8 protein-coding genes are annotated in these 11,655 nt (G+C 47.2%); 2 read left to right on the top strand and 6 right to left on the bottom strand.

What is annotated here, in order from left to right; all coding sequences use genetic code 11:
* Window position 1: 1 nt before the first annotated feature.
* The 5 genes from NSS66_RS17585 to NSS66_RS17565 form a co-directional block, all read right to left on the bottom strand.
* A complete protein-coding gene (locus NSS66_RS17585) occupies window positions 2-1,282 on the bottom strand; it encodes an ABC transporter substrate-binding protein (RefSeq protein ID WP_023986929.1) in 1,281 nt (426 codons plus the stop codon).
* Window positions 1,283-1,501: 219 nt separating this feature from the next.
* Entirely contained in the window at window positions 1,502-2,569 is a 1,068-nt protein-coding gene (locus NSS66_RS17580; protein ID WP_340959469.1) for a response regulator transcription factor, read from the bottom strand.
* Window positions 2,566-4,365 carry a sensor histidine kinase gene (locus tag NSS66_RS17575; protein WP_340959468.1) on the bottom strand — a complete coding sequence of 600 codons (1,800 nt, stop codon included), beginning with the start codon at window positions 4,363-4,365 and terminating at the stop codon, window positions 2,566-2,568. The genes NSS66_RS17580 and NSS66_RS17575 overlap by 4 nt, the downstream gene beginning before the upstream one ends.
* Window positions 4,366-4,498: 133 nt before the next feature.
* Window positions 4,499-6,505 carry a beta-galactosidase gene (locus NSS66_RS17570; protein ID WP_340959467.1) on the bottom strand — a complete coding sequence of 669 codons (2,007 nt, stop codon included), beginning with the start codon at window positions 6,503-6,505 and terminating at the stop codon, window positions 4,499-4,501.
* A 57-nt stretch (window positions 6,506-6,562) separates the two neighbouring features.
* Window positions 6,563-7,957, bottom strand: a complete 1,395-nt coding sequence (locus NSS66_RS17565) for an MFS transporter (RefSeq protein WP_340959464.1) — start codon at window positions 7,955-7,957, stop codon at window positions 6,563-6,565.
* A 174-nt stretch (window positions 7,958-8,131) separates the two neighbouring features.
* Between NSS66_RS17565 and NSS66_RS17560 the strand changes: the two genes are divergently transcribed.
* Window positions 8,132-9,046, top strand: coding sequence for an AraC family transcriptional regulator (locus NSS66_RS17560; RefSeq protein WP_023986924.1), 915 nt, complete (start codon window positions 8,132-8,134; stop codon window positions 9,044-9,046).
* Window positions 9,047-9,206: 160 nt separating this feature from the next.
* Here the strand turns inward: NSS66_RS17560 and NSS66_RS17555 are convergent, their stop codons facing one another.
* Window positions 9,207-10,295 carry a site-2 protease family protein gene (locus NSS66_RS17555; RefSeq protein WP_340959461.1) on the bottom strand — a complete coding sequence of 363 codons (1,089 nt, stop codon included), beginning with the start codon at window positions 10,293-10,295 and terminating at the stop codon, window positions 9,207-9,209.
* 334 nt (window positions 10,296-10,629) lie between these two features.
* Here NSS66_RS17555 and NSS66_RS17550 point away from each other — a divergent pair, with 334 nt between their 5' ends.
* A complete protein-coding gene (locus NSS66_RS17550; RefSeq protein WP_340959460.1) occupies window positions 10,630-11,580 on the top strand; it encodes a macrolide 2'-phosphotransferase in 951 nt (316 codons plus the stop codon).
* Window positions 11,581-11,655 lie beyond the last annotated feature (75 nt).

Here is an 11,655-nt window from a genome sequence, read left to right as displayed (position 1 = left end):
GTTACTTGTTCACTTTGTTATACGATTTCCATGCCTTATCCAGCGCCTTAATTACGTCATCCTGCGAGAGCTGACCAGCATAATAGGATTGTAGCGATTTGCCTGCCTCGTCCTTAACCGCTTGCGGGATAGATGGATCTTGGTACGACTTGCCTGCTTTCACGTATTCGGTAGCGTCATTAACCCAAGGATAGCTTTTAAACGTATGCACTTTGGAGATCGGGTTAAATTTCAATGCTTCATAGAACGCGCTAGAATCCTTGTCATCCAGCACATAGTTAACAAAGTCGAGCGCAACCTCCTTATTCTTGCTTGTAGAGGATACAGCCAGCGAAGTCGAAGTGGACAAATTAATCAATGTCGCATTGGAATCGTCATTGATCGGCAGCGGTGCTACCCCAAAATCCATCTTCGGATCCGATTTTAAAATCGTTTCCGCAAACCACGGCCCTTGAATCCACATCGCCGCTTTACCCGAGGCAAACGCAGCCGATCCATCATCCCCGCCGATTTCCAGCGCCTTGTCAGTACCGTTGCTATTCACCAGATCAATAATATCGAACATGCTCTTCATTTCGGAAAAAGAGCCTTTATCCTGATTCATCCGGTCGATAAAATCCTTATTCTGTGTGTTCATCATTGCACCTGCCGTAAGTGGCACAAACAGCTGTGGAATCCAGGATTCCTTGTAGGACAACAGGAACGGTTTCACATTATTCGCTTTCAGCTTCTCGACCACAGCCTTCATTTCGGTCAACGTTCCCGGCGGCTGCAAATCCAAATCCTTAAATATCTTTTTATTGTACAAGTAGCCCCATGAGATCGTTTCCAAGGGAACCGCTACGACCTTTCCGTCTTTGGTTGTCACCGAAGGCTTCACACTATCCATCAATTTGTTAACAAAAGGCTGACCGGACAAATCCTCCAAATAGCCCGCTTTATAAAACGGAGGAATTTCATTCACCGCGTGCAATGCAAATACGTCCGGCGCATCGTTGGATGCGAGTCTTGTCTTCAAAATTTGTGCGGCGTTGTCAGCAGGCGGCATCTCCAGTTGGACCGTAACGTCGATATTTTTATCTTTCTTCTCTTTCGCTACGAACGCATTAATGTATTTATCGTAGTGCTCCTTCAAACGGGGCTGAGCAATAAACATTTTGAGATTCACCGTTTTGCCGTCTCCACCGGAACCGCTGCTGTCACTGCCTGAAGAATTCGCTCCACACCCGGCCAATAACGTGCCAACCAGCATCGTGCTCAATACACCTTTCCACACTTTCATGAAAAATGACCTCCCCTATTTTGAAAATAACTGTTACCCATCGGCAAATCAGCTGTTATTCAAAGCAGCTATGCCGCCGGTCTTCAACCTCTATTCAGCTCTGTGCGAACTTCGTAAAGGCCAGTTTCCTTTGTACTGCTTGTTTTGTATACGCTTTCATTATAGGATGGGAGGTCACTTCTGCCATTGGACACCCTTAGCTTATTGAATTGGACTTTTTTAAACTTCCTTCCTCATTTCACCGGGTGCCATGCCAAAATGCTTTTTAAATACCCGATAGAAATAAGACACATCCTCATATCCTGCCATCTCCGCAACTGCTTTAATTGAAATCTGTTTATTGGCCAGCCATTCCCGCGCCTTTTCCATTCTTCGCTCTACGATGTAGTCCGTTACATTTTGACCATACTCCTGCTTAAATACCTTGCTCATATACTCTTTGCTCACAAAAAAGTTTTTCGCCAACTGCTCCAGTGTAATCGGCCCAGCAAAGTGACTGTCGATATATCGCCGTACCTCTTCTAAATTCAGCTTGTTTTTGTATTTCCGCTGCCGAATGAGCTGATCCAGTTCCTGAACATAGCACGACGATACGAATTCCAGCGCATGTTCTACAGAGGACACGGCATCCTGCGGCAGTGGAGATCCTGCCTTTGTCGTAGAATTATCCAGCCCGTTATCCGCTGCGAGCTCTTTCAGCAGGGAAAGAAGCTCCTGCACCAGCCTGCCTAGCATATGTGGACTTGGTGCTCCATAACTCTCCAGCTCCTGCATAACCTGCCTGCAGGTTAGGTTCACCCCGTCACGGTTCAACTCATTAAAATAAAGACGCAGCAGTTGCTTATACCGGGTCAACTTGTGAAAAAACTCATAATCCAGCTCTGTTGCTTCTTGTTGCTGCTCGGCCACCTTGACCTCCAGATCGTTTTTGCATTTGAGTAGCACTGCATTCAGCTCTGCAGGATTGACTGGCTTTAACAAATAATCGACGGCCTTATAACGGATGGCATGTTTGGCATACGCAAAGTCATCATATCCACTTACGACAATGATTTTCACATCAGGACAATGGTTATTTAGTGCTTGCAGCAGCTCCACTCCGTCCGCACCCGGCATGCGCATATCAGTAATCACAATATGGGGAGCTAACTCTCCGACCAGCCTGAACGCCTCGTCCCCGTCTTCAGCCTCACCCACTACCAACATTCCAAGTTTTTCCCATGTGCCAAATGTCTTCAGAATATCACGGTTCCACGGCTCATCGTCCACAATTAATACTCTGATCATACTTTTCCCTCCTCTGCTGAGGTGAATGGAATGCGGATGGTGACACGTGTACCGACTCCCTGCTCACTATCTATCGTCACTCCGTAGGGCACTCCAAAATTCATCCGTATGCGTGAAGACACATTGCTCAATCCGATATGGCTACCCTGCGCCCAGATCGGTTCCTCCGAGGCGTTTTCCAGCTTTGCCCGTAGTTTTTCCAGCTTGTCCGGGGCCATGCCGTTTCCATTATCGCAAACCGTAATACACACATCTTGTTTCATAATCTCCACCCGAATCCCTATTTGCCATGCCCCCGCCTTTCGATCAAGACCGTGCTGAAAAGCGTTTTCCAACAATGGCTGAAGCGATAGCTTAGGCAGTCGAATATCCATCGCCTGTTCTTCCGTCTCCACCTGGAACACCAATCTTTGTGGAAATCGCCGTTGCTGGATGCGCATATAGTGTCCCACATGGTCAAGCTCTGCGCGTAAAGAGGCCAAATCCTGAGGTTCCCGTACCACGTAACGGAACATCTCACTCAGCGACCGAATGACTTCATAGGTGTCCTCCGGCTTTTGAGAAAATACCATACTTCCGATCATTTGCAGCGTATTTTGCAGAAAATGTGGATGAATCTGCGCTTGGAGCGCTTTCAATTCAGCCGTCTTTTTTTGCAAATTTATACTGTATTCCGCCTGAATATGCTCGCGAATTCGGCCTGCCATCCCATGCAGACTTCTTTCCAGCAGCCCAATCTCATCCGGGCGTGTACTTGGCTGTCCAATCGGTCCTTTGATCATATCCAGCTCCTGTACGGAACGCGCCAAATGAACAATCGGACGTGCAGTCCGCCATGCGATGAAAACGGCAATGCAGATGGAAACCAGAATTGAAATCACGCCTACGATAATACCATACAGCATGGTTGAAAAGGCACTGTGGTTAATGGAGGAAGTGGGTACGATTTTGACCAGCTTTAGCCCAACTACATCCAGATCATTATAGAACACATAATGTTCAGCAGTTTGAATCACTCCAGGGCCCGGCTTAACGTCACGAAGAGCTGTCAGCACACCTGCAGGTGGAGGCGACTGCCGAGCCTGTGCTGGATACATGACCCTGCCATCCGCATCTGTAATAAGCACCTGATGCTGATCCCCTCGTCCCAGCAGGCCCAGCGTCTGATCGAATTGCGACCACAATACATCCAATGAAATAGCCCCCGTCTGCTTCTGGTCTTCGAAACGCCGAATACTGCGCGTCAAAGTAAAGCGTTCCGGGTCAGCAGAGCTTGGGCGAATCGAATAATCCTTATTTGCTTGCCACATCTCGGCATACTGTGGGGGAATACCGCTCACTGTCGTAATTTCATTTTGCATACTATTGAAGGTAAACAGGGTTTGCGATTGCTTCAAATAAAGCTGGATGCCGATCACATGACTTCCGGCCGAATAATACACATTCGCCATCGTATTCAGCATTTTTCGCTGGGCATTAAATTGGCTCGAAAGATTGTCAGGCTCGCGCTCATTCAAATAATCGCTCAGATCAGGGCTGATCTGAATGCTGTAAATCAGATGATTCAGACGATCTAGCTGGTCGCTGATATAGATCCCCGTCCATTTCATATTGGACATGTTCGTCTCTGCCACTTCAGTTTCCATGGAAGCTCTACTTTTTTCCGCAGCCAGCACCGTGACAGCAATGACCGGCAGCACAGATAGAACAATCATCGTCAAGATCAGCTTAAGCTGAATGCTGCGTCGATACGGGGCCGTCAGCGCCCGGAACCAGCGGACTGCTCGGGTTGGCATAGCGATGCACTCCTCTACTCAGCCATATGCGAAAACGCCCCGCAATTCGCAGGGGCGCTTCATTTACCGGATACTCCCGGAGAATACCTATATGATATTATTCGTAAGTTGGTTTCAGCTCATTATTCATCATTTACGCTTCTTCGATAATTATAACACCCCAAGGCTCTAATGGAAGCGTTTGTCCTTGGATAACTGTACGCCTCCCGATTAACTCCTTGCCGTCTCCATGTGGATATACCACCGAGCCTGCTTGTTCGGAATAGTTAAAATAGTACCGGATTGTCCGTCCCAGCTCATTTGTGCCGGATTTAACAATGATCGGATAAGACGTTTCCTGATCCACTCCCCATACTCCCGCCTTTTTGGCTACAGAGCTGAATAGTTCGCGGATGACCGCCGGGCTGACGATACAGCCGATGTAGGTCGCTGTTCCCTGACCATAGCGGTTTTGCGTAATCGCGGCATATTTTCCCCAATGCGGGTGATCGTAATAGGCCAACACTTCGGCGGTCGTCGGGGTAATCAGCTCCATCCACGTATCTACCTGATTGTCCTCTGGTGCCACCTCAAAAGGATTATTTTTGAGCGTCACCTTCTTCGGCTCCACGAACAAGCTGTAATGAATGCCGCAGGCTTCGCTAATCACGCCCGGCTGCCGGGACGTTCTCACCTGCACATGCTCGTCAGTAAATCCGCTTCGGAATGTGTATACTATATGACCACCTTTCTCCACATATCGGTTCAGCTTCTCCAGTAGTGCGTCTGGGGCAGAATAGAGGACCGGGACGATCAAGAGATCATAGTCGTCAAACGATTCTGTACCTGGATGAACAATATCCGTCCCGATATTCAGTTTATACAACTCGTCATACAAACGGCGTACGATGTCATTGTAATTCAACGGGCTGCTCATATTAAATTTAAACCAGTCAATCGACGTCAATGCTTCGTTGCTGACCAGAATCGCCGTTTTATTTTTCTTTTTCAGGTTGACCAAATGCGGAGACAATCTTGCAAAATCCTTCCCTATGGTCTGTGCTTCCTCATACACAGGATTCGGTTCAAAATCATGGCTGAGCAGACCCTTCCAGTAGGTTTCGAAGGAATTATGGATGGAATGCCAGTGCCAGTATGCCACCATATTGGCTCCAGAAGCCAGATGGCTGAACGCTTGCAGACGCAATTGCCCCGGATAGGGAACCCAGTGGGTAAAAGCCTGCGCTTCCGTTTCCAGCACTAGATAGTTGTTATTTTTCGTCGAACGCGCTACATCGCCACCGAAGGAAATTTCAATTCCGGTCAGATCATCCTGTGATGGATGGTAAATATCCACCCCAGTCACATCAAAGGCTTGCGATGCCGCAAAGTGATCCACGTCTGGCTGAACACCAAAGGAATGACCTCTCCATTCAAAATCAAAGTTTTGCGTAACAAATTGGTCTTCCCGCTTATATTCATTCACCAGCGCGACCTGCCATGCCAGGAAATCCGTCACCAGCTTGCGCTGGAATTGGGAAAAGGCTGCGCCCAAACTTCCATTAATCGTTCCGACCACCGAAGGAAAGTCCTCCCAGCTATTGATGCGATTACTCCAGTAGTCCAGACCAAATTTGCGGTTTAGCTCCTCCAGCGATTCGAACCGCTCCCGCAAATACTTTACAAATTGCAATTGCACATTGGGCCCACTCGTGTGGTAATGCTTGGTCTCGTTATCCGTCTGAAAGCCAATGACCGCCGGATGCTGACTCACTCGTCCGATCAGCTTGCGTATGATTCGCTCAGCATGGAACAGGTACACCGGGTTCGTAATATCCATAATCTGGCGAGCTCCATATTTGCCCGGACCATGAGGCGTTGTTGCCAATACATCAGGATGCTCCTTCACTAGCCATGTGGGTACGGCATAGGTGGGCGTCCCCACAATGACTTCGATGCCCGCCTTATGCATGGCGTCCAGCACCCGATCCACAGAGGTAAAATCAAACACGCCATTTTGCGGTTCATGCGTACTCCAAGTGGATTCGGCAATCCGCACCACGTTGATGCCCGCATCCTTCATCATTTGGATATCCTGGTCCAAACGGTCATAAGGCATATACTCATCATAATAGGCAACACCGTACAGTAGCTTTTTCATCAAGTCGTCCTCCAATTAGGTTCGTAATAGGGTATGTGGAGCTATATAAGGTTATTTTCAAACACCGTGGCTGTTATGCGGTTTTTTCAGGGATGGAACGGATATCGTCTTGTCGGCAACACCCTGCTTCGCAGAATCTGCCTGTTGTAGATTTTTTTTCGCACTTGCCAGCCAGCCTTCTACGTCTTTTTCTTTAATCTTGTACAGCCATGCAAACAGACCTGCCGTAATTAAGGCCCCCACTCCAGGTACTACTGCATAGAGCGCGAATATCCATGTGAGAACCTGTCCGGTCTGCGGTACATTCGGGATATAGCCTGCAAAGGCAAGCGCATAAGCGACGATTCCACTGGCTGCCGCTCCCCCCAGTTTTCCTGCAAACGTTTGGGTAGCAAAAGCGGTACCACTGGCACGTACGCCTTTTTTGAATGCGCCATATTCCACACAATCGGCCGTAAACATCGGTACCATGAGCTGTGGTGCAGAGCTGAATAAACCGAAAAGAACCGCGAATACACATACGACAACGGGATTACTGTAACCGATTACAAATAAGGACAAGCCCGTAGTAAACAATCCAATCAAGCTGACGACATTCACTTTCCACTTGCCGAATCTTTTAATAATTGGTGGTAAAATCAACGCGGTGAGCAGCTGCACACCCAAGGAAATGAACATGAGAATGGAAATATAAATAGGATTTTTCAAGTTGTATAAGGCAAAGTAACTGACGACAATCCCTTGCAGATTGGTCATAGACAGCATCATAAACGACATCAGGTAAAATAAAAGCTGCTTGTTTTGCAATGGATACGTCATAATTTGCTTGAGCGTAACCTTCTCCGCCTTGTTGGAATACCGTTCTTTGACATTAAAGCGAGTAAAGTTCATGAGTATCAAACCCGCTATGGCAACAATCAGTGCCAAAATTGGCCATGATATCTGATTGGCCACAGCTACCGAAGATGAGGAGATGACCATAAAACCCAAGAAGACCATCGTCCGGCCTCTGGACATTAACAGATCACGTTCATGCGTATTTTTCGTCATCAGTGTAGCCAACCCAAAGCCAGGCGCATCACTGATCGTATAACACATTTCCCATGCCAGATACGTGACGGCGATATAAATCACCTTGGCGGTAAGCGACGCATCATTAGGAACGAGAAAAATAAGTACAGTAAGTATCGGCAAAATGATGGAAGCCAGATTCGTCCACGGTTTGAACAAGCCGCCCTTTAGATTGGCCCGGTCAATGATCACGCCGAAGATCGGAGCACTAAGTGCATCCCATATACGGGCTAGTACGAATAAAGTACCGATAATAGAAACAGATATGCCAACATAATCCGTATAAAATAGCATCGCAAAAGAGGCGACCAGACAGAGAATTGCGTTGCTCCCCAAAAAGTAAACGTAATACGATACACGTTCTTTCGATGTTGTTTCCATAGCTCCTCCTGATTACAATATGGCATCGCTTTCAAAAAATCTACATATAAGCGCTTTCTTTTATGTAAAAGCTTATACTATAGCATTTGTAAACGCTCTTTTATTATAGTTAAATGTTAGATACAATGAGATTGTCTAAGCGGTGTAAAATTTGCCCTAATCGAAGGTGATCTGATGATATTAAATCCTGATGTTGATCCAGCTCTATTCCATGATTGCCGATGGCTGCCCATTATTGACTGGAATGTGAAATTTTTTGGAGCCCATATTCACCGGGTCAAAGCGGATTGGTGCATGCCTGAGGAATCTCATATCGGTTTTGAAATTGCACTTATTTTAGAAGGTCGTCAGGAAACGATTATGGAAAATAACGTATATTCGGTTGGGGAAGGTGATATTTTAATTATTCCGCCGGGTTTCAAGCATGTGAGTCAGTGTGTTTCCCCAAACGGCATGTACTATTTTAGCTCTCATTTTAATGTCGATGATCCATTGTTCCGTCAGGAAATGATTAAGAGCAATCAGCTCTTTTTCCCAGCGGGTACTGAAACGAATACCAAGCTGCAAAAGGTCGTCCATAGCTGGATTGGCATGGTACAGGAAAGCGGAGAATATACGACAGCAGACCGTTTTCGTATGCAAATTGCCTTATTTGAGCTATTCGGGATATTCTCGCAAATGATATCTACCGGTTTGGAGCCCAGAATTGCGCCTTCATCCGTTCAATATGCCAAGGCCATCATGGAAGCCATTCAATCAAGGTTTAAGCCTTATCGGGAAGATGAATCTGGCGAGCAAGCGTTCCGCCTTGAAGATGTGGCGGCTTCGCTCGGGATCAGTCCTGGCTATGCCCAGGAAGTGTTCCGCAAGGTATACGGCTATTCTCCACGTCACTATCTATCGGAGACCAAGCTGCATGAGGCTAAGGTGCTGATCCAGCAGCCCAATCTGCCACTCAACAAGGTAGCTTCCCTGCTCGGATACTCCAGTCTGGCTCATTTCAGCAGACAGTTCAAGCGCTGGACAGGCACCAGCCCACTTAAATACCGTCAGACGTTAAAGCCGATTACTGATGCACAAAGGATTTAAGATATAAGGACGGATAGCAAGGGCTCCACCCTGCTATTCATACAAAAAAAAGAGCGTGACACCGAATATTGCGGTTGTCGCGCTCTTTTGACTCTATTTTCTATAAGCTCTACCGTTGCCTTAATGATCTAAAATCTTGACTAAGATCTCATTACTCGAATCACAGCCTAATATCCCCTATATGCTGGTGCACCACATACATCATCCCCATCAGAAATACGACCAAAGCCAAGTAACCGATGCCGAATTTCCAGCGCGATGATGCGGGTACTTCGTAATATTTATCATTTTCAAACGGAATGCAATCAATCCCACACAGCAATCTGAGCTGGTACGCATCCGGCGTCGGTATATGTTCCACACCGTTCAGCCATACATGCTGGACAAGACACTGCTGTGGCAGCAGAAGCGTCTGTTCCACATCCAGACTTTCCATATACACCGTCACATATTGCTGCCCCTCCAAATCCGAGTAGGTATTAAAAGATAATCTGCGCGTGTGCTCCGGTCCGGGCAGCGGATATCCTTGCTCATACAGATGCTGTACGTTCACCAGCGGCTTTTGCAAAAAGGATTGGACCTTAACCTCCTCTTTATTGCGTTTAACATATTTTTTGTACAAATCGTAGGCAAAGAACGCCCATATCAAGAAAAATAAAAAGGATTTTAAATATACTACGACTACAATTCCACCCAATAGGCCCACCAGCCACAGCCAACGCGTCACTGCCGTGGAAATCCGTCCTCCGTCGAGCGGATGAATCGGCAGCAGGTTGATCAGGTTCAGGAAAAATCCGACATACGAGAGCGCATACAACAGGGGACTGTCTGTGGCATAGGCTCCTGCGTATACCGCCATAGCCCCAACCGTCCCCAGTAACGGGCCGCCCATGGCTACATAAGCCTCTGTCTGCGCATCCAAAGGTTGCCGTTTCATTGTGATCAGCGCACCGAGAAAAGGAATAAATAACGGTGCTGATACGGGAAGCCCCTTGCGCTTGGCGGCCAATACATGCCCCAGCTCATGCACAAACAACAGCAACACGAATCCGACCGCAAATCCCCACGGGTAAATGATCGCATATGTGCCAATCGTTATCGCCATAGATATCAGCGCACCGCCAAATTTACTGAATTTTAAAAGGGCAAGTAACGACTTACCTTTCAGAAGAAGCAATGCTGCTGCACTACCAAGGTACCATTTGGATGAGCCGGATTTGGAATCGTTCTTTTTCTCTTCATTTTGCAAAAGTATCCGCCTCCTTTCTTTAACACTTCCATTGTATCCTGCTATGTGCAGCTTGTAAAAACTTCTCTAACCCACAGATAAGCGAACTGGGGTAGCCATTTATATTATTCTTCGTATTGTAGACATCCTCCAATGTAGGATGTTATATTGGTGCTGGGTTAGATGCCCTATTTTGTAAAGGAGGTTTGCTCTTTCATGTGTACTCACTACATGCGTCTCAGATAAAAGGATAGGCTTTTCAATGAAGCTCAACCCGTTTTTTTATATGGAAGGTTGAGGCTTGTTTAAGTTACCTTTTTTTTAAACTAAATCTGAACAATGAGGTGTGTTTCATATGACTGAAAAGCGTTCCTTGACTAACTCAAAAGACGTTAGTGATATATTGGCCCTTGCCAAAAGCAACGGGCTTCACATACTACATGAAGGATTAGAGCTCAACGAGTCCGGGCTAGATTTCCGGGCACTATTCGCCAAAGACATTCAGGGTACCCCTTGGGTTCTACGTACACCGCGACGAACAGATGTGGTCCAATCAGCCGCTTACGAGCACAAAGTGCTTCAGTTGATTCGGAATACTCTTCCTGTAGCGGTACCGGATTGGCAAGTGTATCGTCCAGAGTTCATCGCCTACCCTCAACTGGAGGGCACTCCTGCCGCTACCATTGATATGGAAACCAAAAGCTACGTATGGTTCATCAATCCTGAGGCTCTGACGGAAAGATTCGTTGCTTCGCTCGCTAAAGCCCTAGCCGCGTTGCACCGGACGGATCACCAACAGGCAGCAAATTTCGGTGTCCGCGTAAAGCAGCACGACGAAGTTCGGCAATTGATGGACCAGCGGATGAAGGAAATAAGGAGCGTCTTTGGTGTATCTGGCGAGCTATGGCAACGATGGCAAACCTGGCTGGCAGACGATAGCTACTGGCCGGAATATTCCGTACTTGTACACGGTGATTTGCACCCAGGCCATATTTTAGTCTCTTCGAATACAGAGGTTACTGGAATGCTGGACTGGACCGAGGCCGAAGTAGCTGATCCGGCGATTGATTTTACGAGTTACTATACTTTGTTCGGAGAAGTAGAGCTTACTCGTTTATTGAAGCTTTACGAGGCAGCAGGCGGACGTGTATGGCCGCGTATGATCGAACATATCGTTGAACTGACCGCGGCTTACCCTGTGCTTATCGCCGAATTCGCCCTCAAATCCGGGCTAGATGAATATATGGAGATGGCACGTAACGCGCTGGGTGTCCATGAGCAAGAAGAAGGACTGCCCGACATATAATATAGCTGTAGCCACCTGGCAGGCTTTGGTTCAATGACGGACCAAGGCCTGTTTTTTTCTGCTCTCCTTTTTTTG

Source organism: Paenibacillus sp. FSL R10-2748 (assembly GCF_038005565.1).
Classification (GTDB): Bacteria; Bacillota; Bacilli; order Paenibacillales; family Paenibacillaceae; genus Paenibacillus; species Paenibacillus polymyxa_B.
The sequence above is the reverse complement of the archived record's forward strand: the minus strand, read 5'-3'. Positions and strand labels throughout refer to the sequence as shown.